The sequence below is a fragment of the Arthrobacter cavernae genome (assembly GCF_017368795.1).
In the GTDB taxonomy this organism is placed as follows: Bacteria; Actinomycetota; Actinomycetes; order Actinomycetales; family Micrococcaceae; genus Arthrobacter; species Arthrobacter cavernae.
Genome location: NZ_JAFNLL010000004.1, coordinates 32686 through 58703 on the forward strand (window position 1 = coordinate 32686; position 26018 = coordinate 58703).

The following is a 26018-nucleotide window of genomic DNA, read 5'->3' on the forward strand; positions in this document are numbered from 1 at the left end:
ATTTGCAGTTATGACCACTGTACGTCCCAGTAATATGACCCGGCGGCATCGGCAGGCATACATTGAAGTATGGCCACCACTTTTGCTGCCCAAACCACGCCCGTTTCGCTGCCGCCGTTGGTAGAACCAGCCGCGGAACTGAGCCCTGCGGAGGTTGAACGGTACTCCCGCCACTTGATCATCCCCGAGATCGGCGCGGCCGGGCAACGCCGGCTCAAGAACGCCAGGGTCCTGGTGATCGGGGCCGGCGGTCTCGGCTCGCCGGCGCTGCTCTACCTGGCCGCCGCAGGCGTGGGCACGCTGGGCATAGTAGACGACGACGACGTCGACCTCAGCAATCTCCAGCGCCAGGTCATCCACGGGGTCAAGGACGTCGGCCGGCCCAAGATCGAGTCCGCACGGGATGCCATCGCGGAGCTGAACCCGCTTGTCACGGTCAATCTGCACAACGTCCGGCTGGATTCCTCCAACGCCCTGGACATCTTCGCCGGCTACGACCTCATCCTGGACGGTGCGGACAACTTCGCCACCCGCTACCTCGTCAACGACGCCGCCGCGATCCTCGGCAAGCCCTATGTGTGGGGATCGATCTTCCGCTTCGACGGCCAGGTCAGCGTCTTTTGGGAAAAGCACGGCCCCAGCTACCGCGACCTCTACCCCGAAGCCCCTCCCGCCGGGTCCGTGCCCTCCTGCGGGGAAGGCGGAGTGTTCGGCATGCTGTGCGCCGCCGTCGGCTCCCTCATGGTGACGGAGGCCGTCAAGCTCATCACCGGCGTCGGGCGTTCACTGCTGGGGCGCGTGGCACTGTTCGACGCCTTGGGCGGCAGTTGGCGCGAGATCAAGGTCTCCAAGGACCCTGCAGCGGAACCCATCACCGAACTCACCGACTACGAGGCCTTCTGCGGCGTCACGCCGCCGCCGGCCACGGACGCCGGGCACACTGTCACAGCCAAGCAGTTGGCCGAAATGCTGGCCGAGCGGGCAGCGGGGGCGCGCGACTTTGAGCTGGTGGACGTCCGCGAAAGCGGTGAGCACAGCATTGTGAGCATCGACGGCTCGGTGCTCATCCCGCAGGGCCGCATCTTGGCCGGCGAGGCCTGGGTTGAGCTGCCGCAGGACAAGGACATCGTCTTCCACTGCAAGGTCGGCGGGCGCTCAGCCGCGGTCCTGGCGGCGGCGCAACGGGCCGGGTACACCCGGGTCAGCCACCTCGACGGTGGGATCCTGGCCTGGGTGCGCGACGTCGAACCGGGGAAACCGGTCTACTGACGCCGGCAGGTAGCAGCAGGAGCGTTCACGAGGGGGCAGCCGGAAACGGCCGCTCAGGCTGTCCCGGAGCTCAGGCTGTATCGGAACGGAGCTCCTCGTGGTCCACGGGACATTCTGCAGCTGGAGCCGGGGTGGCAGGCTGTTCCACCTGGATGCCGTACAGGGCCTCGAGGGCTGCCACGTAGTCGTCCTGCTGGCCGTTCGCTGCCAGCTCGCGGGCCCGCACCGTGGGGACATGCAGGAGTTGCTTGACCATGCGGCGGAGCGCGAACTCCACTTCCTCCGCGGCAGCCGTACAGCCGTGGCGGGCGCGGACCTTCTCCATTTCGGAGTCCAAGACGTTCATGGTGTGGCGGCGCAGGGCAACGATGGCTGAATCCACCGAGCGGGATTCGCGCTCCTGCTCGAAGGCCCTTGCGGCCCCGCTGACGATGCTGCTCGCCTGGGAGAGGGACTCCGCCTGCTCCTGCGGTGCTGCAAGGCGCACAGACTCGAGCGTAAGCAGTTCGACGCCGTCGAGTTCACCGACGGCGGGGTCGAAGTCGTGGGTGAGGGCGAGGTCGATGGCGATGAGGGTCTGCGGGGAAGCGGCGCGGACCGTGGCCAGTTCCCCTGCTTCCACCCGGGTCTCGGAGCCGCTGCAGCCAATCATGACGTCGGCCGCGGCGACGGCGGCGGGGAGGGTGTCGCCGTCGAGCGCTGTGCCGCCACGCGTGGCGACGAAGCCCTCGGCGCGGCCCGAAGAGGAATAGACGGAGATGTCTGTGCAGCCGCGTTCACGCAGGAGCGACATAGTGGCACCCGCATAGGCGCCCGTCCCGAACACAACGACCTTTTTGCTGGACCAGTCGGCGCTGTCCGAGAGATCGGTGGCGAGGTCCAGGGCGACGGAAACAATCGAGAGGCCGCGGGAGCCGAGGGCGGTCTGGGCGCCGACGTCCTTGGCCGTCTTGGAGGCTGCCTGGAAGAGCCGCACCAGGCCGGAGCTCGCGGTGCCCTCGTGCTGGGCAGTGATGAGGGCGCGGCGGACCTGGCCGGCGATCTCGCGTTCACCCACGACGGCGGAATCCAGGCCTGCGCTCACGGCAAACAGATGCTTGGTGACCTCCGGGCCCGTCCGCGTGCTGAAGGAACGGGAGACGAGATGCTCGCTGACACCGCTCAGTTCGCTGATCTGTGAAACCAGGGCAGAGCGGGCGGCTTCGAGGTCGTCGGCGTTGGACGTTTCGCCGTAGATCTCGAAGCGGTTGCAGGTGGCAAGAACCACTGTGCCGGAGACGATCGGCGATCCAGCCATGGCGGCGGAGGCAAGCCTTGAAGAACCGTTGCTCAGCTGAGCGACGGTCTCGAGGTCGACGTCGGCGTGTGTCGCCACCAATGAAAAAAGAACCACAGCCCCCCAATCATAGCTTTTTCGTCCACCTGGAGAACAATGCTTTGCCGTGGTCTTTCGCACCCCACCCGGTGATCGCGGTCACCCAGGCAGTGCACGCCGCCCGCCCGTGACAGGCTGTCGTTATCTTTTGCACCCGATTTTCGGCACAATCGAAGGCATGACTACCAGCTCTGCAGCATCCAACAGCACGGCCACCACTGTCCCTGCCGGGACCCTTAGCGCAAGCCACCCGCTGATGGACGGCCGCACCGCAGACTCTGCACTGATCACGGCATACCGTGGCGGCAAGCCGTCCCGCCGTCCGGTCTGGTTCATGCGTCAGGCCGGCCGTTCGCTGCCCGAATACCTGAAGGTTCGCGAAGGCGTGGCCATGCTGGATTCCTGCCTGCGCCCGGAGCTCGCCTCCGAGATCACGCTGCAGCCGGTCCGCCGCCACGATGTTGATGCCGCGATCTTCTTCTCCGACATCGTCATCCCGCTCAAGCTTGCCGGCGTCGGCGTGGACATCGTTCCCGGCGTCGGACCCGTGCTGGACAAGCCCGTCCGTACCGCCGCCGACGTCGCCGCACTGCCGCAGCTGACGTGGGAGGCGCTGGAGCCGATCCGCGAGGCCGTCCGCCTCACCGTCGCGGAGCTCGGCAAGACCCCGCTCATCGGTTTCGCCGGTGCCCCGTTCACCCTCGCGGCCTACATGGTGGAGGGCAAGCCCTCCCGCGACCACCTCGGCCCGCGCACCATGATGCACGCCGACACGGACACCTGGACCGCCCTGGCCAACTGGGCCGCCGACGCCTCCGGCATGTTCCTGCGCGCCCAGCTCGAAGCCGGTGCCTCCGCAGGCCAGCTCTTCGACTCCTGGGCCGGATCCCTGGGCCTGGCCGACTACAGCAAGTACGTCGCCCCGGCCTCCGCGCGCGCACTGGACCATGTCCGCCACCTCGGTGCCCCGCTGGTCCACTTCGGCACCGGAACCTCGGAACTGCTCGTGGCCATGCGCGACGTCGGCGTGGACGTGATGGGTGTCGATTACCGCCTGCCGCTGGATGAGGCCAACCGCCGCCTTGGCGGCACCGTTCCGCTCCAGGGCAACATCGACCCTGCCCTGCTCTCCGCGCCCTGGGCGGTCCTGGAAGCGCACGTCCGCGGTGTCATCGCCGCAGGCGCCGGCGCCCCGGGCCATGTCCTCAACCTTGGCCACGGCGTGCCCCCGGAAACGGACCCCACCGTGCTGACCCGCATCGTGGAACTCATCCACTCCATCCCCACGGAGTAGGCGCCGTGCGCGGCGGACACGTACGGCAGGAACGCCGGCCGGGAGCCCTAAAGCCGGACCACGCAGCGCCGGGGCCCGCCGCCGTCGTGGTGGGCGGAGGCATCTCCGGCCTCGTGGCGGCGCGCGAACTGGCCATGGCCGGCGCCGCCGTGACGGTACTCGAAGCCAGCGACGCCTGGGGCGGCTGCGTGGGCAGCCATACTGTCGCCGGGCTGACGCTGGACAGCGGAGCCGAATCCTTCGCCACGCGCTCCACCGCCGTTGCCGATCTGGCCCGCGAACTCGGGCTGGGGGAGCGCATCGTTGCCCCGCACCCTGGCGGCGCCTGGGTGCAGCTGCCCCACGGTCCGCAGGAACTGCCCAAGACTGGTGTCCTGGGCATCCCCGCCAACCCCTGGGATCCTGAAGTCCGGCGTTCCCTCGGCCTTGCCGGGGCCCTGCGCGCGTCCCTGGACCGCTGGCTTCCCGCGACGCTTGGCACCTCCGCCGATGTCACCAGCGTTTCGGCGCTTGTCCGTGCCCGCATGGGCAGGCGTGTCCTGGAACGGCTCGTGGCGCCCGTGGTGGGCGGCGTGCATTCGGCTGACCCCGCACTGCTCGACGTCGATATGGTGGCGCCCGGCCTCCGCTCCGGGCTCCGCGAACACGGCTCGCTGGCCGCCGCCGTCGCGGCGCAGCGCCAGGCTGTGCGGGGCTCCACCGCTCCCCAATCCGCCGACGCCCAGCCCGCGGCAGGCCAGCCGGCCAAGGCGGGATCCGCCGTCGGCGGCCTGCACGGCGGAATGCACACCCTGGTTTCCGCCCTGCTGAGCGACCTGCGCTCCCACGGGGCGGTGCTGCTGAGCGGGGCGCGGGCCGATGCCATCGCCCGGACCGGGCAGCGCTGGCACGTGTCCGTCGGCGGAAACACGTACGACGCCGACCGCCTGGTGGTCGCGCTCGACGGCGCGGCCGCCGTCGGGCTCCTGGAAGCCTCGCTGCCGGAACTGTCCGCGCTCCGCCCCGCAGCGGGGCCGCTCGTCAGCCTGGTGACCGTGGTGGTTGACTTGCCCGAACTGGACGGGCGCCCTCGCGGCACAGGCATCCTCGTGGCCCCACAGACCCCCGGCATCACGGCCAAGGCGCTCACACATGCCACGGCCAAATGGGACTGGCTGGCCGAGGAAGCCGGGCCGGGGACGCATGTGCTGCGCCTGTCCTATGGCCGCCGCGAGGAGGACCAGGCGAAGGCCCTGGACGTCCTGGACGACGATGCCCTGTTCGAGGCCGCACTCCGGGACGCCTCGACCCTGCTGACGGTGCCCGTCACCCGGGACGACGTGGTGGACTGGGACGTGGTCCGCTGGGCCGGAGCCCTGCCGTTTGCCGCGGTGGGGCATAAGCAGCGGGTCGCGGAGGTCCGCCGGATCTGCGCCCGCGCCGACGGCCTTGCCGTGGTGGGCGGCTGGCTGGCCGGCAACGGCCTCGCGGCGGTGGTGGCGGACACCCGCGCCCAGCTTGCCGCGACGGACTGAACAGGCACCCGATACCGGCGGAACCGCGGTACGGCTTTGTGCATGTGCCGGGCAGTGGCTAGTGTCGATGACTATGGTCAATCAGAAGCCCGGCGGATTCCTCCGGCAGGCTGGTTCCCATGGGGGTCTTCAACGGACGGCGGCTTCCGCGGTCCTTGGAGCGGTGCTGGTCTTGTCTGCAGGTATTCCTGCCTCCCTTGCTGCCTCCCAGGCGATGGTCCTGCCCTCCGATCCTGCGGACAGGGGCGCCGAGAGTTCCCGCAAACCCAAGCCCAAGTCGCCGGACCCTGCCGAGCCCGGTCCTCCTGCTTCGCCGGCCAATCCGCCGGACTTGGCTGTGCCGGCCCCTTCCGCCAGCGGCACGGCTGAAGCCAGCCCTGCGGGGGCTGAACCCGCGCCCGGGAATGGTCCGTCATCCTCCGTGCCACAAGCCGTCAGCACCGGGCCGGCACTCCCTCCGGCCGCGGCTCCGGCCCTGCCGGTCCGCGTGGCCACTGGTGGACAGCCCGGGGCAGCGGCGACGGGTATGGACCTGCCGAAATTCATGCAGCTCTGGGGTGGGATGGGTCTGACGGTCATTGGTGCCGCAGGGATCTGGCAATTTCTCAGGATGCGCCGGAGCTGAGTTAGCCCATGCCCGGCGCACGGGAACCGTGAATTGCGTCACTTCTACACGCTGTAGAACTTTTTCGTTTCGACTTAGCGCCGCCCACGGGGCAAACTTGAACTATGAGCCACACTTCTGCCGAATCTGTCACTAAAACTGCTGAAACCGAAGAACAGTTCTTTACGCTGTGGACCGTTTTCAAGCGCTCCTCCGATGTCCTGCGCAGCGGCGATGCTGTCCAGGAATTCGAGGCACTGGCTAGCAAGCTCGCCGAAGGCGGCGTAGTCCTGCGCGGCTCCTACGACGTTTCGGCCATGCGCTCGGACGCCGACATCATGCTCTGGCTGCACGGTGCCAAGCCCGAGGCCCTGCAGTCCGCCGTCCGCGACATCCGCCGCAGCAGCCTCTTCGCCGGCACCGAGATCGTCTGGTCCGCCATGGGTGTCCACCGCGAGGCGGAGTTCGCCAAGAGCCACGTCCCGGCCTACGCGCGCGGCGTCGAGCCCAGCACCTGGCTGTGCGTCTACCCGTTCGTCCGCTCCTACGAGTGGTACCTCCTGCCTGCCGAGGAGCGCGGCAAGATGCTGCGCGACCACGGCATGCTCGGCCGCGAATTCCCGCAGGTCATTTCCAACACCGTGTCCTCCTTTGCCCTGGGCGACTGGGAATGGATCCTCGGCTTGGAAGCCCCGGAGCTGGTTGACCTGGTGGACCTCATGCGCCACCTGCGCGCCACCGACGCCCGCAACCACGTCCGCGAGGAAATCCCGTTCTACACTGGCCGCCGCATATCCGCAGCCGAGATCGCCGAGGTGCTTGCATGAGTGATCTTTCCGTTTCCACCGAGCTGAACGCCGTCACCGAGCGCTTCCGCCAGGCACCCAAACAGTACGACGCCGTGCTGCTCGCCTCCTTCGGTGGGCCCGAGGGCCAGGACGACGTCATTCCGTTCCTGCGCAATGTGACGCGCGGCCGGGGCATCCCGGACGAGCGCCTCGAAGAGGTTTCGCACCACTACCGCGCCTTCGGTGGCATCAGCCCCATCAACCAGCAGAACCGCGAGCTCAAAGCCGCCCTTGAGGCCGAGCTCGCGGCCCGCGGCATCGAGCTGCCCGTGCTGTGGGGCAACCGCAACTGGGACCCGTACATCGCGCCGGTCCTGCAGGATGCCTACGACGCCGGCCACCGCCGTATGCTGATGCTCACCACGTCCGCGTACACGTGCTACTCCAGCTGCCGCCAGTACCGCGAGGACATCGGCATCGCCCTGACGGAGAGCGGCCTGGACGGCAAGCTCGAGGTGGATAAGGTCCGCGCCTACTTCGACCACCCCGGCTTCATTGAGCCGTTCGTGGAAGGAACCGCGGCCGGCCTGGCCAAGGTCCGTGCCGAACTGGCCACCGCCGGCACGCCGGACGCGCCCGTGCGCGTGCTCTTCGCCACGCACTCCATCCCGACTCGGGACGCCGAGGCAGCCGGGGCTTCCGAAGAGGAGCCCCGGGAATTCGAAGGAAACTCCGCCTACGTTGCCCAGCACCTGGCCAACGCCCGGGCGATCATGGCCGCCGTCGCCCCCGACGTCGAATGGGACCTCGTGTACCAGTCTCGCTCCGGAGCCCCGCACGTCCCGTGGCTGGAGCCGGACATCAACGACCACCTCGAGGTCCTGGCCGAACAGGGCATCAAGGGCGCCGTCATTGTGCCGCTCGGCTTCGTGTCCGACCACATGGAGGTCGCTTGGGACCTTGACACCGAGGCCCTGGAAACCTGCAAGAACCTCGGCATCGCCGCCACCCGCGTGCCGACACCCGGAACGCACAGCACGTTCGTTTCCGGACTCGTGGACCTGATCTGCGAACGCACCGTGGAGCAGAACATCTCCGAACGCCCGCATGCCACCGAACTGGGCCCCTGGTATGACGTCCTCCCTGCCGGCTGCTCGGAGAACTTCCGCGGCGCCAAGCCCGTCATCGCGGAGAACGGCTCTACCGTCGGCACGGTTCACGAGGCCCACCCTGTTGAGGAGGGAACCAAGTGATTGTTCGCATCGGCACGCGTGCCAGCAAGCTCGCGCTGACCCAGACGCAGCAGACCGCGGACCAGCTCGCCGCGATCGGCGGCTTCCCCGTGGAACTCGTGCGCATCACCACTGAGGGCGACGTCAAGACCGGCTCCCTGTCCCAGATGGGCGGCACCGGAGTGTTCGTCGCCGCACTGCGTGACGCCCTGCTGGCGAACACCTGCGATGTGGCCGTGCACTCGCTCAAGGATCTCCCCGTGGGCGCGGCACCGGGACTCACCATCGCCGCGACGCCCAAGCGCGTGGACGTCCGCGACGTGCTGTGCGCCCGCGACGGACTGAGGCTGGCAGACCTGCCGCAGGGCGCCAAGGTCGGCACCGGCTCGCCGCGGCGCGCCGCCCAGCTGCGCGCCGCCCGCCCGGACCTTGATGTCGTGGACATCCGCGGCAACGTGGACACCCGTTTGGGCCGTGTGCCCGGACTGCCCGGCAACGCGGCTGACGCGCCCGGCGACCTCGACGCCGTCGTGCTGGCCGCCGCCGGCTTGGAACGCATTAGCCGGCTGGACGCCGTGAGCGAATTCTTCGAAACGGACGTCATGCTGCCCGCACCGGGGCAGGGCTCCCTGGCCATCGAATGTCGCACGGGCGACGCCCCGCCGCAGGCCGGCTCCACCGAAGGCTCGCACGGCGTTCTGGCGCAGGCCCTGGCCGCGCTGGACGACAACGACACCCGCCTTGCCGTCACCGCCGAGCGTGCCGTGCTGGCCCGCCTCGAGGCCGGCTGCGCCGCCCCGGTAGGTGCCCACGCCTACCGCAAGGGCAGCATGCTGTACCTCGAAGCCGCGGTATGCGCCGTGGACGGCACCAAGACGGTGCGCGAAAAGAAGGCCACCGACGGGCTCACCGAGGTCGGTGCCACGCTGCTCGGCATCGAGGTGGCCGAGCTCCTGCTCGCGGCCGGCGCCGCGGAGATCGCGGACCTTGCAGCATCCTGATGCCCCGGCCGGGGTTCTGGAGGGTCGGCGCGTCCTGATCACCCGGAGCGCCGACCGCGCCCGGCCGCTGGCCTCGCTGCTCAGCAGCCTGGGCGCGGAACCGCTGCTCCTGCCGCTCATCGACTTCGAGCGGGCCGCGGACCAGCCAGCCCTGGATACGGCGCTGGATTCGCTGGCGGCGGGGGCCTTCGACTGGCTCGTCGTCAGCAGCATCACCACGGTTCGCGTCCTTGTGGAGAAGGCCGCCGAGCGCGGGACAACACCGGCCAAGCTGGTGCCGGCCGGAACCCGTGTGGCCACCATCGGGCCGTCTTCGCGGCGGATCCTTGAGGCCGTGGGCATCCCCGTGGCCCTTGCCCCGATGGACATCCAATCCGCCGAAGGGCTCGTGGACCTCTGGACGGCCGCACTGGAGCGCGTGCTGCTGCCGCAGGCCGACATTGCAGCTCCTTCTTTGCGCGACGGCCTGGCCGCCAAGGGCGCCGCGGTCACCGACGTCGTGGCCTACCACACCGTGGACTTCCCGGCCCGGGACGGACTGCGCCTGGACGCGGAACTGCCGTCCGCCGTCGGGGTCTCCAACCATGCCGCTCCCCGGCAGCTGAGTCCCTCGCAGACCCGCGGCGAGCTCGACGCCGGGACGATCGACGCCGTCGTGGCCGCCTCGCCGAGCGCCGCGCGGCGCATCGCCGCGACCCTCCTGCCGCTGGGAGATTGCCGCTTCATCGCCATCGGGCGCCCGACGGCGGCAGAAGCTGCCGTACTCGGCATCCCGGTGGCCGCCACTGCCCAAGTCCCCACGCCGGACGGCATCGTTGCCGCCCTGGGCACCGTATTCGCCAACGAAGGGAACATCCGATGAGCTTTCCGAACCACCGCCCGCGCCGCCTCCGCACCACACCCGCCATGCGCCGGCTCACCGCGGAATACCGCCTGGCGCCTGCGGACCTGATCCTGCCGGCTTTCATCCGCGAAGGCCTCAGCGAGCCCTCGCCCATCACCTCCATGCCAGGAGTCGTCCAGCACACCACCGATTCGCTCAAGCGCGCCGCAGCGGAAGCCGTGGAACTCGGCGTCGGCGGCATCATGCTCTTCGGCGTCCCGGCAGTCCGGGATGCCCGCGGCACTGCCTCCCTGGACCCTGACGGCGTCCTCAACAAGGCCATCCGCGACGTCCGCGCCGAGGTGGGCGATGACCTGGTCATCATGGGCGACGTCTGCCTGGACGAGTTCACCGACCACGGCCACTGCGGCGTCCTGGATGCCGACGGCTACGTGGACAACGACGCCACGCTGGAGATCTACGGCCAGATGGCCGTGGCCCAGGCCGACGCCGGCGCCCATGTGCTGGGGCCTTCCGGCATGATGGACGGCCAGATCGCCATGATCCGCCAGGCCCTCGAGGAGTCCGGCCACAAGAACACCGCCATCCTGGCCTACGCAGCCAAATACGCCTCGGCCTTCTATGGCCCCTTCCGCGAAGCCGTGGACTCCCAGCTCAAGGGCGACCGCCGCACCTACCAGATGGACGCCGCCAACCGCCGCGAAGCCATCCTTGAGGTGGAACTGGACCTCGAGGAAGGCGCGGACATGGTAATGGTCAAGCCGGCCATGAGCTACCTGGACATCTTGGCCGACGTCGCCGCCATGAGCCCGGTCCCGGTCTCGGCGTACCAGATTTCCGGCGAATACGCGATGATCGAAGCGGCCGCCGCCAACGGCTGGATCGACCGCCGGGGAGCCATCATGGAGTCCGTCCTCGGCATCAAGCGGGCCGGCGCCAACACCGTGCTGACGTACTGGGCCTCGGAGCTGGCGGGCTGGCTGAAGGAGTCCTGAGCCACCCGGGAATGTTTCAGAACACCCCGCGGTTTGTATGCGTATGCATGAAAATAGCGAGCCTTCCGTGACCAGTCCCTCAACCGCTGGCAACCCCACCGCCCCCGTCCCCGCGGACACCATCCTCCTTGGCGTCAGCACCTTCGGCGACGTCGACCTGGCTGCCGACGGCGCCCCCAAGCACCACGCCCAGGTGCTGCGCCAGGTGGTGGAACAGGCCAAGGTTGCCGACGCCGTGGGCCTCCACTCCTTCGGCGTGGGGGAGCACCACCGCAAGGACTTCGCCGTCAGCGCACCGGAAGTGGTGCTCGCGGCCATCGCCTCGGCCACGGAGAACATCCGGCTCGGCAGCGCCGTCACGGTCCTGAGCTCGGACGATCCCGTCCGCGTCTTCCAGCGCTTCGCCACGCTCGACGCCGTCTCCAACGGCCGCGCCGAAGTGATTCTGGGCCGGGGTTCCTTCACCGAGTCCTTCCCGCTCTTCGGCTATGACCTGGGCGACTACGACGTCCTGTTCGAGGAGAAGCTGGACATTTATGACCGCGTGCGGTCCCAGAACCCGGTGAACTGGGCCGGCCGCACCCGGGCGTCGCTTCGGGGCCAGATGGTGTACCCGCACGTGGAAGGCCGCCTGCTTCCCACCTGGATTGGGGTCGGCGGTTCGCCCCAGTCCGTGGTCCGCACCGCTTCGTATGGTTACCCGATGGTGCTGGCGATCATCGGCGGCGAGCCCGAGCGCTTCCGCCCCTATGCCGACCTTTACCGGCGCACCCTGGCCGAGAAGGGCCACGAGCCGCAGGCGCTGTCCGTGCATTCGCCGGGCTACGTGGCCGAAACCGACGAGCAGGCCCTCGAGGAGTACTACCCGCATTGGCTCGCCACACGAAACAAGATCGGCGCGGAACGCGGCTGGGGCCCGGCCGGGCGCGGCGAGTTCGAAGCCGCCGCGGACGAGGACGGCGCACTGTTCATCGGCTCCCCGGAAACCGTGGCGGCAAAGATCGTCCGGCTCAAGGGCACCCTCGGTGCGGACCGCTTCGAAATGAAGTACAGCAGCGGCACGCTCCCGCACGAAAACATGCTGCGCTCCATCGAGCTGTTCGGCTCCAAGGTGGCGCCCCGGGTTGCGGACATGCTCGCGGATGGCTGACTGAGGCGGCCGGACGCGGCTGGCGCCCGCGTTGCGGCGTCCGGCGCGGGCGCCGGACGCCACCGTGGCGGGATGGGAGAATAGGGGCATGACTCGTTCCGATGCCCTCTTCGCCCATGCCCAGACCCTGATGCCCGGTGGCGTCAACTCGCCCGTCCGCGCCTTCGGTTCCGTTGGTGGGACGCCGAGATTCATGGTCTCCGCCAAGGGCGCGTACCTGACGGACGCCGACGGCAAGGAATACGTCGACCTGGTCTGCTCCTGGGGTCCCGCGCTCCTGGGCCACGCCCACCCGGCAGTGCTCGACGCCGTGCACGCCGCCGTGGACCGCGGCCTTTCCTTCGGTGCCTCCACGCCGGATGAAGCCAACCTTGCTGCCCTGGTCCTGGAACGCGTCTCCGCCGTCGAGCGGCTGCGCATGGTGTCCACGGGCACCGAGGCCACCATGACCGCGGTGCGCCTCGCCCGCGGCTTCACGGGCCGCAACCTGATCGTCAAGTTCGCTGGCTGCTACCACGGCCACCTGGACGGCCTGCTCGCCGCTGCCGGCTCCGGCCTCGCGACCCTGGCCCTGCCCGGTTCCGCCGGCGTCACCGAGGCGACCGCCGCAGAAACCCTCGTGCTTCCCTACAACGACCTCGCCGCCGTCGAGGCCGCCTTCGCCGCGCACGGCAGCAAGATCGCTGCCGTCATCACCGAAGCCGCCCCCGCCAACATGGGCGTGGTCACGCCGGGCGAAGGCTTCAATGCCGGGCTGTCCCGCATCACCAAGGAACACGGCGCGCTGCTCATCCTGGACGAGGTCCTCACCGGCTTCCGCACCGGCTACTCCGGCTACTGGGGCCTCACCGGCCGCCAGGAAGGCTGGGCGCCGGACCTGCTCACCTTCGGCAAGGTCATCGGCGGCGGAATGCCGACGGCGGCCCTCGGCGGCCGCGCCGACGTCATGGACTACCTCGCCCCGCTCGGCCCGGTCTACCAGGCCGGTACCCTGTCCGGTAACCCGGTGGCCATGGCCGCCGGCGTCGCCACCCTGACCCACGCGACGCCCGAGGTGTACTCCTTCGTGGACGCCCGCTCCCTGGAACTGTCTGCAGCCCTTTCCTCGGCCCTGGACGCCGCGGGCGTGGACCACTCCATCCAGCGCGCGGGCAACCTGTTCTCCGTGGCCTTCGGCACCTCCGCCAACGGCGTGCACAACTACGACGACGCCCAGGCCCAGGAGACCTTCCGCTACGCGCCGTTCTTCCACTCCATGCTGGACGCCGGCGTCTACCTGCCGCCGTCGGTCTTCGAAGCGTGGTTCCTCTCCGCTGCGCATGACGACGCCGCCATGAACCGGATCTTCGAGGCCCTGCCGGCAGCAGCCCGGGCGGCCGCCGCAGCCAAGGCGTAGTCCTTCGGCTACTCCTTAAGTAGGAAATCCCCGGCCTCCGGACGATTCAACCCCCTATGTGGGGTGAAAGTCCGGGAGCCGGGGATTTTCCGTAGCTGGGTCCGGGCGGTGCGCTTACAGGACGTCCGAGAGGAAGCCCTTCAGCCGATCGGTCCGGGGATCCGTGAACAGCTGTTCCGGAGGGCCCGTCTCCACCACCACGCCGCCGTCCATGAAGGTGACGGTGTCGGAAACGTTCCGCGAGAAGCCCATCTCGTGGGTCACCACCACCATGGTCATGCCGCCCTTGGCGAGATCGGCCATGAGGGCCAGGACGCCCTTGACGAGCTCGGGGTCGAGGGCTGAGGTGGCTTCGTCGAAGAACATGACCTCAGGCTTCATGGCCAGTGCGCGGGCGATCGCCACACGCTGCTGCTGTCCGCCGGAGAGGTTGCTCGGCCGGGCTTCGGCCTTGTGCTTGAGGCCCACGAGGTCCAGCTGTGTCAGGGCCTCGGCGTGCGCCTGATCCTTGGGCATCTTGCGCAGTTTCCGCAGCGCCAGGGCAACGTTCTCTACGACTGTCTTGTGCGGGAAGAGGTTGAACTGCTGGAACACCATGCCGATGCGCTGGCGGAGCTCGTCCGGGTTGTCCTGGAGGACCGAACGGCCGTCCAGCAGGATGTCGCCCCGTTGGGGTTCGATCAGGCGGTTCATCACGCGCAGCAGCGTTGACTTGCCCGAGCCGGAGGGGCCGATCACGGAGGCCGTGGTGCCCTTCTCGACGTGCAGGTCGATGCCGCGCAGCACGTGGTTGCTGCCGAAGGACAAATGGATGTTCTTGGCGGTCAGGGTTCCTGAGGTGAATTCGCTCATGCCTGGGCTCCCTTTCCAACGACGGCGGCCAGCTCGTCCGGTTCTTTCTTCTCCGGACGGCCGGTGCGCAGCCGGTTGTCGATGAAGTTCACCAGATGGGTCAACGGAATGGTCAGCACCAGGTACAGCGCGGCGGCGGCGATCAGCGGGGAGAGATTCCCCGAGTTGGCCGCGGCGTCGTTTCCGATGCGGAAGATTTCCCGCTGGCTGGAGAGCAGCCCGAGCAGGTAGATCAGGGACGAGTCCTTGATCAGGGAAATGAACTGGTTCACCAACGCCGGGAGGACCCTGCGGATGCCCTGCGGGATGACCACCAGGCGCATCGAGGCAGAATATCCGAAGCCCAGGGCCCGGGAGGCTTCAAGCTGGCCCTTTTCCACGCTCTGGATGCCGGAACGGAAGATCTCGCCGATGTACGCGGCGGCCATCAGCGTCAGCGCCAGGATGCCCAGCGGGAACGGGTTGGTGGACCCGGTCAGCTGGCGGACGATGGGGCCCAGCCCGATGCCGATCAGCAGGATGGTGACGATGGCCGGGACGCCGCGGAAGACGTCCGTGTAGATCCTGGAGAGCCACCGCAGCACGGGGTTGCGCGAGATGGCCATGACAGCCAGGACCATGCCCAGGATGCACCCGAGCACGCCCGAGGACACCGCCAGGAGCAGGGTGTTGGGCAGACCGACAGTGAGCATGGACGGCACGACGGCGCCCATGGCCTCCCAGTCAAAGAAGGTCTTGATCAGTTGCTCGAGTGCATCCATGGACTAGGACTTCGGGACGGTGACGGCCTTGGAACCCGGGGACCACGTGGCCGGGGTCTCGCGGGTGGGGTACCACTCCTTGGTCAGCTTGGACCAGGTTCCATCGGCGATGACGGCATCCAGGCCGGAGTTCAGGGCATCGACGAGGGCCTGGTTCTTCGAGCTCACGGCGTAGGCGGTGAAGTTCTGCGTGTTGACCACGGACTCTGCGATGACCGTTCCGTCGCCTTCCTTGACCTGGCCCGTGGCCTGCTGGGACGGGGCTACCCAGGCGTCAACCTGGCCGTTCTTCAGGTTGGCGTAGGCGGTGTTGTAGTCCTCGAAGCGGACCGGCTCGATCTGGAGCGTGTTGGTGACGTAGTCGTCCTGGACGGTGCCCTGGACCACGGCAATGCGGGTGTCCTTGGTGAGGTCCTTGAAGCCCTTGACAGCTGCGTCAGTCTTGGCCACTACCGCCATGTAGCCGAAGTCGTAGCCGTTGGTGAAGGCAACGGTCTTACGGCGGGCGTCCGTGGTGGAAATGGAGGAAGATCCGATGTCGAACTGCGTGTTCTGGACCTGGGAGAGCAGCGAGGCAAAGCCGGTCGCCTTGAACTCCACCTTGAGGTCAAGCTTTGCGGCGATGGCGCGCAGGAGCTCGTTGTCGTAGCCGGTGAACTTGCCGTCCTTGTCGATGAAGATGTTCGGCGGGGCGTCCGAGAGCGTGCCCACCGTGATGGTGCCGGGGGTGATCAGGCCGAGAGCGGCCTTGTCGATCTTGTCCAGTGCCGTAACGTCCTTGGTGGTGTACTTGTCCAGCGTCTGCTGGTCGCTGCCCTCAAGCGCGTTCGTCGGCGAGGAGCTGCCGGTGCTGGCGGTGCCGCCGCAGGCGGCCAGGGAAACAACCAGGGCTGCGGCCACGGGAACGGCAGAGAGCCACTTCAGGGCTTTGATTTTCATCAAGCAATCACTTTCATAGAGGGTCACGAAGACGTATCGCAGTGGGCGGGGAACACGGCAGCGAATGGTGCTGGCTGCCTTATCAGACTTCAACCCGCGAACTTAATTATGTCACTAGCCCGGAATTGTCCGGTGAGTCGAAGGAATGAGTGGCATTCCGCGAGACCGCCGAACAATACGTGCGAAATCGGTGACTTCCTGACCGCGAGTTTCGATGAAGGGCAGATGACCGAAATCCTCGCCTGAGAACCATGACACAAGCGCTTTTCCCGCGGGATGTGAGATGTGTCGCAGAAAAGTGATGCCGTCCTAGAAGTCGTTGCGTCCTGCATCTTCCGGCGGAAGTACCGGCCACTCGCCCTCGACGATGGCCGCCGGCTTGCTCCGGCGCAGGTACTGCTGGAAGTCGGCCGCCTGCGACGCCGCCCAGTCAACCTGCAGTTGGTGGAGTTTGGCTGCCGGCATCTGGAGCTTGGGGAACTTGCCTGCCATGGCGCCCAGGACGCGAAGCGTGGCCAGTGCGTCGGCGCCGGAGGTGTGGGCCTTGTCCAGGTCCACGCCGTATTCCTCGCACAGCGCAGTCAGCGTGCGCTTGCCCTTGCGGTAGCGGTCCACCTGCTTGTTCATGATGTAGGGATCCAGCACGGGGAAGCGGCTCAGCTGCGGCACCCCGTAGCGGGCGGATTCCGCGGCCAGGACGGTGAAGTCGTAGCTGGCGTTGAAGGCGATGACCGGGACCTGCGTGTCGAACAGCCTCTGCAGGACAGTGGCAAGCTCACGCGTGACCTCGGCTGCGGGACGGCCTTCGGCACGGGCCTTCTCGGTGGTCACGCCGTGGACATCGCTGGCGTCCACAGGGATCTCGACGCCGGGATCGGCCAGCCACTCGTGGGCCTCGATGACGTCGCCGTGGGCGTCCACCACCGTGACGGAGGCCGTGACGATCCGGGCCGAGCGGGAGTTGCGTCCGGTGGTTTCGAGGTCGAACGCTGCGCGGGGGAGGGTGTTCCAGGAGCTCATGCCACAACGCTACCGGCTGCCTCCGACAGTATTGGCCGCCGCGCCATCGGCTGTGACGCACGCGGCACCAGGGCGTGCGACGGCGGCGCTGCACGTGCCTGCCGATACGCTGGTTCCATGCGGATGGAGTATGCGACGGCGGTGCTCGCGCTGGTGGACCTCATCCCGCCAGGCGCGGCCGTGTCCTACGGGGATGTCGCCGAATTGCTCGGGGCCGGAGGACCCCGCCAGGTGGGCTCGGTCATGAGCCACTACGGAAGCTCCGTGGCCTGGTGGCGCGTCCTGAGGGCCAGCGGTGAGGCCCCGCCCGGGCACGAGGCGGAGGCGCTGCGGCACTACCTCGTGGAATCCACACCCTTGCATGGCGCCTACGAGGCGTTTTCGCGCACGGGAGAGGGCCGCTGGCGCGTTGACCTGACGCTGGCCCGCTGGGCCCCTGAGGACGCCGATTTCGACAGTATTGATGTGATCTCGGACCAGTTGGAGCGTCAGGTTCATAAATTGTCGGTGCCCGATGATGAAATGACTGTGTGACCGCTCCAGCCTCGAAAACACGCCAAGCCCCAGGCGGGCTTCGCCTGCTCCCTCCGCGTGGGAACCACCATGCGGCGCCGGTCCTTTCGCCTGACCAGCTCGCCGTCGTCGAACTTCCGCAGGGATCGGGCCCTGTGCTCGTGCCTGGCGCACCGGGTACCGGGAAGTCCACGGTGCTGGTGGAAGCTGCCGTCCGGCGCGTTCAGCAGGGCTCCGTGGATCCCGAGCGGATCCTCATCCTGGCCCCTGGCCGGCACGCCGCGGACGCCCTGCGGGACGCGTTCACAGGCCGGTTGGACCGGAGCCTGAGCACCACACCGGCACGCACCTGGGCGTCGTATGCCTTCGATCTGATCCGGCGGGCCAAGGCGGAGGGCGTTTTGCCGCTGCAGCGTCCGCCCAAGCTGCTGTCCGGACCGGAACAGGACCTCATCATCAAGGAACTGCTGGACGGGCATTCCGTCCCCGGCTCTGAACTTCCTTGGCCGGAGGAGCTGTCGGCCGCACTCCCTACGCGCGGCTTCAGGGATGAGGTCCGCCAGCTCTTTGACCGGATCATCGAATCCGGACGCACCGCCGATGACCTTGTGGGCCTGGCCTACGAATGCGGCCGTCCCGACTGGATGGCGGCCGCCGAGCTCTACGCCGAGTACCGCGATGTCCTGGACCTGCGCATGCCGGAGGCCTTCGACCCCGCCGGCATCATCACGGCAGCACGCCAGATCTTCCAGGACTCCCCGGGCTTTCTGGCCGCGGAACGGGAACGCCTGCAGCTGATCCTGGTGGATGACATCCAGGAGGCAAACCCGGCCGTCTTCGAGCTCCTTGCGGACATCGCCGAGGGCAAAGACGTCCTCGTGGCGTCTTCGCCGGACACTGTGGTGCAGGGCTTCCGCGGTGCCCGCCCGGATCTGGTCGCCGAGCTCCCGGGCTTGCTCCGCGGTGGCGGGCCTGCGGTACGCGAACTGCCGCTGTGGCAGACCCACCGGCACCGGCCCTTGGTAGCCGAAGCCTGGACGCGCGTGGCCGCCCGTATTTCCCAACGCTCCGGCGGCCAGCTGGCCCGTCGCCTGGAACAGCCGGAGGCAGGCACAGTGGATCCTCGGGACAAGGAGCACGAGAACACGGGACGGAACACGCCGGAAGGGTGCGTGGAAGGCCACGTCCTGCCCTCCCCGGTCCATGAACTCCGCTACGTCGCCCAGCGCATCCTTGAAGCCCAGCTGCACGACGGCAGGGAATTCGGCGACATCGCCGTGATCGTGCGCAACGGCGGCCAGATCGCCCAGCTGCAGAGGTACCTCGTGGGCCACGGCATCCCCGTACGCGTTCCCGTGGCCGACACCGCTGTCCGCGACGAGGTCGCCGTGCGTCCCCTCCTCGAGATCTTCGGCGTCGTGCTGGACCAGGAGTTGCTCACGCCTGAAGCTGCTGTTTCGTTGCTGACGTCCCGGATCGGCGGGGCCACTGCCATCGAGCTGCGCCGGCTCCGGCAATCCCTGCGCCGGGAGGAGCTCCTTGGCGGCGGCGGACGCTCAAGCGACGCCCTCCTGGTCGAGGCACTGCTCGAGCCCGGAGCACTGGCCACGCTCGGCGTCGAGGGCAGCTCGGCGCGCAGGCTCGCCCGCATGATCCAGGCCGGTAAAGCCGCTGCCGCCGGGGCAGGAGCCAACGCCGAAACCGTACTCTGGGCCCTGTGGCAGGCCACCGGGCTGTCTTCCCGTTGGGCAGAAGCAGCCCTCGACGGCGGAGCGGCCGGCTCCCGTGCTGACCGGGACCTGGACGCCATGATGGCGTTGTTCTATACGGCCGAGCGCTTCGTGGACCAGCTCCCCGGTGCGGGCCCTCAGCAGTTCCTCGAGTATCTGCTGAGCCAGGAACTGCCCATGGATACGCTCGCGGCCCGGGCGCAGCTGGAAGAGTCCGTGGAACTCATGACCCCGGCCAGTGCGGCCGGGCGTGAATGGCCCATGGTTATAGTCGCCGGACTTCAGGAAGGGGTGTGGCCCAACACCCGGCTCCGTGGCGAGCTGCTGGGCAGCACGTTGTTTGCCGACGCCGTTGAACATGGTGTGGAGCATGCCCTGCAACGTGGCCCCCAGAGCCGGCTCCGGGACATCCGCTACGACGAGCTCCGGAGTTTTTCCACGGCTGTCTCGCGGGCACGCGAGGTGCTGATCTGCACGGCTGTTTCCTCCGAGGACGAGCAGCCCTCGCCCTTCCTGGATTACGCGGCACCTCTGCCCCCGAACACGTACCTGCGTGACTACACTCCGGTGGGCCGGCCGCTGACGCTACGCGCACTTGTGGCCGAGCTCAGGCAAAATGTGCAGCTGGGCTGCTCCGGCGTATCCGCCGGGGACGGCGATGCTACAGGGAGCACCGGGGCGTCGGCAGAAGCTAGGGAAGCCGCCCGTGTGCTGGCCCGGCTGGCCACCGAGTTCCACCCGGTGCCGGGCGCCCATCCTGACTCCTGGTGGGGACTGGCTCCGCTCAGCAGCGCCGAGCCCGTCGTTCCCCCAGGCGGGACGGTCTTCGTTTCCCCGTCGAAGGTGGAGTCGGTGCACAAGTCTCCACTGGACTGGCTTGTGCAGGCCGCGGGCGGCGAAGCCGCCACGGATTTTGCCCGGAGCCTGGGGACACTGGTGCACGGGATCGCCCAGGAACTGCCTGATGCTTCCGGTTCCGAGTACGTTGCCGAGCTAGTGCGCCGCTGGCCGTCACTGGGCATGAAGGACAACTGGGAAGGCAAACTGGACTACCGCCGGGCCGAACTGATGGTCCGCAAGCTGGCCCAGTACGTTCTGCTGATGCGCAGCGAGGGCAGGAGCCTGGTCGGCGTTGAACACGACTTCGAGGTGACCCTGCCGGATGTCCGGCTGGGTGGGCAGCTGGATGGACAGGAACGCGGCACAGAAGACTCTGGTGTGAAGGACGCGACGCGCCATGCAGTGCTCCGCGGCCAGGTGGACCGCTTGGAGATCGACGCCGCGGGCAGGCTGGTGATCGTGGACCTCAAAACGGGCAAACACCAGCCCGGCAAGGCCGAGGTGGCCCGCCACCCACAGTTGGGCGCCTACCAGGCTGCGGTGCTCCAGGGTGCCTTCAAGGACGCCGGAGCCGGCGAAGGTGGGCCTGAGCAGTCCTCGGCACACGAACAATCGGCAGCACACGAGCAGCCCACGGCGCCGGAGGAACACCGCCCGGGAGGTGCCGTGCTGGCGCAGCTCGGCACCTCGACTAAGAGCCCCGCCATACAGCAGCAGGAAGCGCTGGATCCCCAGGACAACTGGGCCCAGGACCTTGTCAATGAAGCCGCCGTGCTGATGGCAGCAGGAACCTTCGAAGCCCGCCATGACCCCGCCAAGGGCAGCCACGGCGGCCACGGCTGCAGGCTCCCGGACGTCTGCCCGCTATGCGCCAGAGGAAAGCAGGTCACCGAATGACCACCGAAATTCTGACAGGCATCGCTGCCGGCGCCACCGGCGGTCCCGCTCCGCTTCCGGAGCCACGGTTCTCGCCGTCGGAGCTTGCCGCCATCCTGGGCGAATCGAACCGGCCTACCGCGGAACAGGCCGACATTATCGCATCGCCCCTGACGCCGCGGCTCGTGATCGCCGGTGCGGGCTCCGGAAAGACGGCCACCATGGCAGACCGCGTAGTCTGGCTCGTCGCCAACGGCTGGGTGCGCCCCGAAGAAGTCCTGGGAGTCACCTTCACCCGCAAGGCGGCGGGCGAACTCGCAAGCCGCATCCGGGCCAAGCTTGCCACCCTGCAGCGCGTCGCAGCAGCAGACGACGGCGGGCTCGGCTTCCCCGAGGGACTGCTGAACGCCGACGACCTTGAACCCAAGGTCTCCACCTACCACTCCTACGCGAGCGGCATCGTCTCCGACTACGGCCTGCGGCTGGGCATCGAGCGTGACGTTGTGCTACTCGGCGGGGCGCAGGCCTGGCAGTTGGCCAGTGAGGTCGTGGAGTCCTACGACGGCGAGTACGAGCACTTCACCGCCGCGAAATCCACACTGGTGAATGCCGTCATGCAGCTGGCCAGCGAATGCGCCGAACACCTGCAGGACCCGGCCGATGTCCGCGAATGGGTGCTGGAACGGGTGCAGACCTTTGAACAACTGCCGTACGTCGCCGGCGCCAAGAAGAATCCCACGCAGGCGGCCCTCACGATGTCGGCGATGCTGCGGACCCGGGCCAGCGTAGCCGACATGGTGACGCGGTACCAGGACGCCAAACGGACCCGCGGCGTGCTCGACTTCGGCGACTTGGTGGCCCTTGCCGCCCGCATCGCCAGTGACATCCCCCTGGCCGCGGCAAGCGAACGGGCCCGGTACAAGGTGGTTCTCCTGGACGAGTTCCAGGACACCTCGCACGCCCAGCTGGTGCTCTTTTCCCGGCTCTTCGGCGGCGGACATGCCGTCACTGCCGTGGGCGACCCCAACCAGTCGATCTACGGCTTCCGTGGCGCCTCCGCGGGACAGCTGTTCCATTTTGTGCAGGAATTCCCAGTCCGCGATGAAGCGGCGGGCAACGGGGCGGAGTCCTACTCCGTGGCGCCGACGTCCTATCTGACCACCGCCTGGCGCAACGGCCGCAACATCCTGGCCGCCGCCAACCTCATCTCGGCCCCGCTCAACAAGGCAGCCGCCAGGCAGGGGCCGGCAGGGGAGAAGGGCAACACCAAGGACGTATCCGTGCCTGCCCTGCAGCCGAGCCCCGCCGCAGTGGATGGCGGCGTCGTCCTGGGACGTTTCGCCACTGACGTGGACGAGGCCGCGGCGCTGGCAAAGGACGTCCGCCGCTACCGGCGCACGGTCTTCGAAACGGAGAAGGACGGCACCGCGGTACGGCCCACCATGGCCGTGTTGTGCCGCCGGAGGGCACAGATGGACTGCCTCCGGCGCGAGTTCGAAGTCCAGGGCATTCCCTACGAGATCGTCGGACTCGGTGGACTGCTGGACACCCCCGAGATCGTTGACCTTGTGGCCACCCTGCGAGTCCTGGCCGACCCCGGCCGCTCGGACGCCTTGATGAGGCTCCTTGCAGGGGCCAGGTGGCGCCTCGGTCCCGCGGACCTCATGGCCTTCAGCGACTGGTCCAGGTTCCTGGCACGCCGCCGCGCCAGGTCCGAGGCCGGTCAGGCCGGGACCGACGCCGACGAATCCCTCGCCGAAACTGTGGTGCAGAGCGACATCACGGACGCAGCGAGCCTTGTGGAGGCCCTGGACTTTCTGCCGCGGCCGGGATGGGTATCAGGACATGGCCGCTCGCTGAGCGAGCCGGCGCTCGATCGCCTTGCCCTGCTGTCGGAGGAGCTGCGGGCGCTGCGCAGTTTCATCGGCGACGACCTCACCACACTGCTGGGCGAAGTGGAACGCGCCATGCTCCTGGACATCGAAGTTGCGGCGAAGCCCGGGACCAGCATCCACCAGGCACGCCGCAACCTCGACGCCTTCCATGACGCGGCGGCCGGCTTCCTGCAGACATCGCAGCGGATCGACCTGCTGGCCTTCCTTGGCTGGTTGGAAGCTGCCGCCGTCGAAGAGCGCGGCCTGGACATGGCTGCTGCGGAAGCAAGCCGGGAAGCGGTCCAGCTGCTGACCGTCCATGCCTCCAAAGGGCTGGAATGGGACGTTGTGTTTGTGCCCGGGCTCAATGCCGGCTCCTTCCCGAGCAGCTGGGATTCCCGGTGGAGCAGCGGCGCGGCAGCCCTGCCGTGGCCGTTGCGCGGGGACAGAGCCGATCTCCCGCGGTGGGACCTGGACCAAGTGGACCAGAAAGGCTGGCTCGACGCCGAGAAGGACTTCAAAGCCGACGTCCAGCACCACGGCGAATCAGAAGAACGCCGGCTGGCCTACGTGGCCTACACCCGCGCGAAGTTCGTGCTCTGGACCTCCAGCGCGGCCTGGAACGGTTCGCGGGCGGGCATCTCTGAGATGTCGCCCTTCCTGGCCGAGCTGGCGCCACTGGCCGGAATCGACGACGGCGGCACCGGAGAAACGCAGGAGCCGGCCGCCCCGCAGCCTTCAGCCGCGAATGCCGCGGTAGTCCATGCTGACTCGGTGGCAGAGGAATCCCTTCCGGAGGAGAGCCCCTTGACCAGCACCCTGGAAGTGGCACTGTTCCCCTACGATCCCTTGGAGGGCCCCAGCGATCCACGGACCGGCGAACGGCTCCGCCTGGTGCCGGGGCGGCGTGCCGCAATGGACGCCTCCGCAGCCCTCGTGCGCGCAGCTATTCAGGACCATGCGTCCATCACGGACCCTGAATCCGGACTGCCGCAACACCCGGATGCCGCGTCCCTGCAGGGCGCAGCCGCAGGATGGGCCGCCGAAGCAGAACTCCTCCTGGAGCGCCGCCGGCGCCGATCAACCATGCAGGATGTGCACCTTCCCGGCCATATCTCGGCGTCGATGTTTGTGGACCTTGGCGATGACCCCGCGGCCGTCCTGACGCAGCTCCGCCGTCCCGTGCCGCGGGAGCCGGGGATTTCGGCGCGCAAAGGCACGGCCTTCCATGCCTGGGTGGAGGAGCACTTCGGAACCACCGGCATGCTGGACTTGGGCGAAGCCCCCGGCCCGGATGCCCACATCGACGAGGCCTATGGCCTGGACGACATGGTTGCCACGTTCAAGGAATCCGAGTGGGCCCACCGTGCCCCCGCGTTCGTTGAGGTGGCGGTGGAAACAAGGATCGGCGACGTGGTTGTCCGCGGGCGCATCGATGCCGTGTTCCGCGGCGCCGACGGGCGGTGGGAGCTTGTTGACTGGAAGACGGGGCGGCGTCCCTCGGGGAAGCAGCTCGGAATCCGTGCCGTGCAGCTGGCCGTCTACCGGCTGGCCTGGGCCCGCCTGAAGGGTGTTCCCCTGGAGGACGTCAGCGCGGCGTTCTACTACGTCGCTGACGACGCCGTGGTCCGCCCCCATGACCTCGGCACCGCAGAGGAACTGGAGAGCATCATCAGCAAGGCTTTGGACGGCCAGGGCCTCCCGGAGAAAGGCCTGGCCGGGGCCTAAGGGCGTTTCGTTCCTTGGTCCGGCGCAGGATCCACCACTGCGATGGCTACCGTCGCTGTGTCCTCCACGGAAGTTCCGGAAGTGGGAGTCCCGGAACTGGAAGGTCCGGAAGACCCGCCGTCGGGCGTTTCCGTTTCGGCGTCCTGTGCCGGCTGTGCCGGCGCGTCAACGTTTGGTCCAGCTTCCGCTGCTGCTGGGCCGTCTTCTGCCGCAGCAGTCTCGCTCGCGCCTTCCGCTGAAGGAGCCTTGCTCTCCTCAGGCACGGCCGTGACAGTCACAGCGCCGCTTTCCTGCAGGGCGGCGGCCTGCAGGACAGCCGCGACCGTGACGGGCGCCGGCGTGACGGGTGCCGGGATGTCCGTGACTGTGACGTTCCCGCCGGCCACGGGGGCCTCGTCCTTGGTGAGGGGCAGGCCGCCGTGTTCCACAATGTCCTCGGCGAGCGAGTGGAGCATGCCCTCGGCTTCGGCCGTCATGTCTTGGTGGCCTGCGGCGATCGCCTTGACCAGATACTGGGCCAGGGCGAACTCGGCCAGGAGCGCGGCGCGCCTGAGGAGATGGGAGTCCGGGGTGTCCCGGCGGGCCTGCGCGTAATGGTGCAGGACGGCCTGGACGAAGATGCTCTCGTTTGATGCCACGAGCCAGGCAAAGTCGTCCGCGGGGTCGCCGATGCGCAGGTCCGTCCACCCCGTGAGGGCGCTGACCTTCCCATCATGGACCATCAGATTGTCCTCGTGCAGGTCACCGTGCACCACACAGGGGTTGAAGCGCCAGAGCGCCACTTCCTCGAGGGCGTGCTCCCAGCGGCGCAGCAGTGAGGGCGGGATCTTCCCTGTGGTGGCGGCCTGGTCCAGCTCATTGAGCTTGCGCTGCCGGAATTCGTTGGCCGAATAGCTCGGAAGGTCGGCGTTGTTCACCAGCGACAACGGCAGGTCATGCACGGCCGCGAGGGCCCCGCCGATTTCCCGGGCCAGGGAGTCGCCGCCTGCCGACAGCTCCTCGATGCTTTGCACGCTGCCGTCAAGGTGCGCATACACAAAGGTGGTCAGCGGGCCCAGTCGGACGGTACCGGCGATGGTGGGCATGAGGAAGGGAAGCTCGGCCCGGACGGCAGGGGCGAAAGCGCGAAGGACCATGAACTCGGTCTCGAGGCGGGCACTGGCCTCCGGATGGCGCGGCGAACGGACCCGCCAGCGCTTGCCCTCCGAATCGAGCAGCAGCGCCGAATCGAAATCGGCGTCGTCATCGGAGGAAAAGGCGGTGGCCGTCAGGGTCAGGCCGGGCACCGCCGCAGTTGCAACAGCGGCCAGTTCGAGCGGGGTTCTTCTCACATCCTCCACGGTAGATTGACTGGCGCCTGTGGCCATGATGCAGTGCGGCGAGTCTTGAGATCCGCACAAAATAGGGCCCAAGGGCATCCCGT

19 protein-coding genes are annotated in these 26018 nt (G+C 68.2%); 13 read left to right on the top strand and 6 right to left on the bottom strand.

Annotation, left to right across the window (positions count from 1 at the left end):
- Positions 1 to 69 precede the first annotated feature (69 nt).
- Positions 70 to 1269, top strand: coding sequence for a molybdopterin-synthase adenylyltransferase MoeB (moeB, locus tag J1902_RS02030; protein ID WP_207614599.1), 1200 nt, complete (start codon positions 70 to 72; stop codon positions 1267 to 1269).
- A gap of 70 nt (positions 1270 to 1339) precedes the next feature.
- On the opposite strand, the gene J1902_RS02035 is transcribed toward moeB, so the two are convergent.
- Entirely contained in the window at positions 1340 to 2662 is a 1323-nt protein-coding gene (locus J1902_RS02035) for a glutamyl-tRNA reductase (protein ID WP_207614600.1), read from the bottom strand.
- A 160-nt stretch (positions 2663 to 2822) separates the two neighbouring features.
- Between J1902_RS02035 and hemE the strand changes: the two genes are divergently transcribed.
- The 9 genes from hemE (at position 2823) to hemL (ending at position 13462) form a co-directional block, all read left to right on the top strand.
- Entirely contained in the window at positions 2823 to 3938 is a 1116-nt protein-coding gene (gene hemE, locus J1902_RS02040) for a uroporphyrinogen decarboxylase (protein WP_207614601.1), read from the top strand.
- Between the two features lie 134 nt (positions 3939 to 4072).
- Positions 4073 to 5452 (top strand): protoporphyrinogen oxidase, encoded by a 1380-nt coding sequence (hemG, locus tag J1902_RS02045; protein WP_242701525.1) that lies wholly within the window; start codon positions 4073 to 4075, stop codon positions 5450 to 5452.
- Positions 5453 to 6181: 729 nt separating this feature from the next.
- On the top strand, positions 6182 to 6883 hold the full coding sequence (gene hemQ / locus J1902_RS02050; protein ID WP_207614603.1) for a hydrogen peroxide-dependent heme synthase: 702 nt from the start codon (positions 6182 to 6184) through the stop codon (positions 6881 to 6883).
- The gene (locus J1902_RS02055; RefSeq protein ID WP_207614604.1) at positions 6880 to 8097 is read left to right on the top strand and encodes a ferrochelatase; all 1218 of its coding nucleotides are present in this window, start codon (positions 6880 to 6882) and stop codon (positions 8095 to 8097) included. Before hemQ ends, J1902_RS02055 begins: the two co-directional genes overlap by 4 nt.
- Positions 8094 to 9077, top strand: a complete 984-nt coding sequence (gene hemC, locus J1902_RS02060; protein WP_207614605.1) for a hydroxymethylbilane synthase — start codon at positions 8094 to 8096, stop codon at positions 9075 to 9077. Before J1902_RS02055 ends, hemC begins: the two co-directional genes overlap by 4 nt.
- The gene (locus tag J1902_RS02065) at positions 9064 to 9939 is read left to right on the top strand and encodes a uroporphyrinogen-III synthase (protein ID WP_207614606.1); all 876 of its coding nucleotides are present in this window, start codon (positions 9064 to 9066) and stop codon (positions 9937 to 9939) included. Before hemC ends, J1902_RS02065 begins: the two co-directional genes overlap by 14 nt.
- Positions 9936 to 10916, top strand: coding sequence for a porphobilinogen synthase (gene hemB / locus J1902_RS02070; protein ID WP_207614607.1), 981 nt, complete (start codon positions 9936 to 9938; stop codon positions 10914 to 10916). Before J1902_RS02065 ends, hemB begins: the two co-directional genes overlap by 4 nt.
- A gap of 43 nt (positions 10917 to 10959) precedes the next feature.
- Positions 10960 to 12066, top strand: coding sequence for an LLM class flavin-dependent oxidoreductase (locus J1902_RS02075; RefSeq protein ID WP_207614608.1), 1107 nt, complete (start codon positions 10960 to 10962; stop codon positions 12064 to 12066).
- Positions 12067 to 12154: 88 nt separating this feature from the next.
- Positions 12155 to 13462, top strand: coding sequence for a glutamate-1-semialdehyde 2,1-aminomutase (hemL, locus tag J1902_RS02080; RefSeq protein ID WP_207614609.1), 1308 nt, complete (start codon positions 12155 to 12157; stop codon positions 13460 to 13462).
- A 114-nt stretch (positions 13463 to 13576) separates the two neighbouring features.
- On the opposite strand, the gene J1902_RS02085 is transcribed toward hemL, so the two are convergent.
- The 4 genes from J1902_RS02085 to J1902_RS02100 all read right to left on the bottom strand — a co-directional run bounded on the left by J1902_RS02085 (position 13577) and on the right by J1902_RS02100 (position 17034).
- Positions 13577 to 14314 carry an amino acid ABC transporter ATP-binding protein gene (locus J1902_RS02085; RefSeq protein WP_207614610.1) on the bottom strand — a complete coding sequence of 246 codons (738 nt, stop codon included), beginning with the start codon at positions 14312 to 14314 and terminating at the stop codon, positions 13577 to 13579.
- Entirely contained in the window at positions 14311 to 15075 is a 765-nt protein-coding gene (locus tag J1902_RS02090; protein ID WP_207614611.1) for an amino acid ABC transporter permease, read from the bottom strand. Before J1902_RS02090 ends, J1902_RS02085 begins: the two co-directional genes overlap by 4 nt.
- A gap of 3 nt (positions 15076 to 15078) precedes the next feature.
- The gene (locus J1902_RS02095; protein WP_207614612.1) at positions 15079 to 16014 is read right to left on the bottom strand and encodes a substrate-binding periplasmic protein; all 936 of its coding nucleotides are present in this window, start codon (positions 16012 to 16014) and stop codon (positions 15079 to 15081) included.
- Positions 16015 to 16323: 309 nt separating this feature from the next.
- Entirely contained in the window at positions 16324 to 17034 is a 711-nt protein-coding gene (locus tag J1902_RS02100) for a 3'-5' exonuclease (RefSeq protein ID WP_207614613.1), read from the bottom strand.
- A 117-nt stretch (positions 17035 to 17151) separates the two neighbouring features.
- Here J1902_RS02100 and J1902_RS02105 point away from each other — a divergent pair, with 117 nt between their 5' ends.
- From J1902_RS02105 to J1902_RS02115, 3 genes are read left to right on the top strand one after another with little or no spacing between them, the layout of a single operon-like run.
- Positions 17152 to 17568, top strand: coding sequence for an MGMT family protein (locus J1902_RS02105; protein WP_207614614.1), 417 nt, complete (start codon positions 17152 to 17154; stop codon positions 17566 to 17568).
- A complete protein-coding gene (locus tag J1902_RS02110) occupies positions 17565 to 21014 on the top strand; it encodes an ATP-dependent helicase (protein WP_207614615.1) in 3450 nt (1149 codons plus the stop codon). The genes J1902_RS02105 and J1902_RS02110 overlap by 4 nt, the downstream gene beginning before the upstream one ends.
- On the top strand, positions 21011 to 24595 hold the full coding sequence (locus J1902_RS02115) for an ATP-dependent helicase (protein WP_207614616.1): 3585 nt from the start codon (positions 21011 to 21013) through the stop codon (positions 24593 to 24595). The genes J1902_RS02110 and J1902_RS02115 overlap by 4 nt, the downstream gene beginning before the upstream one ends.
- On the opposite strand, the gene J1902_RS02120 is transcribed toward J1902_RS02115, so the two are convergent.
- Entirely contained in the window at positions 24592 to 25926 is a 1335-nt protein-coding gene (locus J1902_RS02120; RefSeq protein ID WP_207614617.1) for a phosphotransferase, read from the bottom strand. The two genes, J1902_RS02115 and J1902_RS02120, sit on opposite strands and share 4 nt — an antisense overlap.
- Between the last annotated feature and the right edge of the window lie 92 nt (positions 25927 to 26018).

Excerpts from the sequence above, each read along its gene's own strand:
- hemL (WP_207614609.1), top strand. The coding sequence starts at position 12,155 with ATGACTCGTTCCGATGCCCTCTTCGCCCATGCCCAGACCCTGATGCCC.
- hemE (WP_207614601.1), top strand. The coding sequence starts at position 2,823 with ATGACTACCAGCTCTGCAGCATCCAACAGCACGGCCACCACTGTCCCT.
- hemQ (WP_207614603.1), top strand. The coding sequence starts at position 6,182 with ATGAGCCACACTTCTGCCGAATCTGTCACTAAAACTGCTGAAACCGAA.
- J1902_RS02055 (WP_207614604.1), top strand. The coding sequence starts at position 6,880 with ATGAGTGATCTTTCCGTTTCCACCGAGCTGAACGCCGTCACCGAGCGC.
- J1902_RS02075 (WP_207614608.1), top strand. The coding sequence starts at position 10,960 with ATGCATGAAAATAGCGAGCCTTCCGTGACCAGTCCCTCAACCGCTGGC.
- moeB (WP_207614599.1), top strand. The coding sequence starts at position 70 with ATGGCCACCACTTTTGCTGCCCAAACCACGCCCGTTTCGCTGCCGCCG.
- hemG (WP_242701525.1), top strand. The coding sequence starts at position 4,073 with ATGGCCGGCGCCGCCGTGACGGTACTCGAAGCCAGCGACGCCTGGGGC.
- J1902_RS02090 (WP_207614611.1), bottom strand. The coding sequence starts at position 15,075 with ATGGATGCACTCGAGCAACTGATCAAGACCTTCTTTGACTGGGAGGCC.
- J1902_RS02085 (WP_207614610.1), bottom strand. The coding sequence starts at position 14,314 with ATGAGCGAATTCACCTCAGGAACCCTGACCGCCAAGAACATCCATTTG.
- hemB (WP_207614607.1), top strand. The coding sequence starts at position 9,936 with ATGAGCTTTCCGAACCACCGCCCGCGCCGCCTCCGCACCACACCCGCC.
- J1902_RS02100 (WP_207614613.1), bottom strand. The coding sequence starts at position 17,034 with ATGAGCTCCTGGAACACCCTCCCCCGCGCAGCGTTCGACCTCGAAACC.
- J1902_RS02095 (WP_207614612.1), bottom strand. The coding sequence starts at position 16,014 with ATGAAAATCAAAGCCCTGAAGTGGCTCTCTGCCGTTCCCGTGGCCGCA.
- J1902_RS02115 (WP_207614616.1), top strand. The coding sequence starts at position 21,011 with ATGACCACCGAAATTCTGACAGGCATCGCTGCCGGCGCCACCGGCGGT.
- J1902_RS02105 (WP_207614614.1), top strand. The coding sequence starts at position 17,152 with ATGCGGATGGAGTATGCGACGGCGGTGCTCGCGCTGGTGGACCTCATC.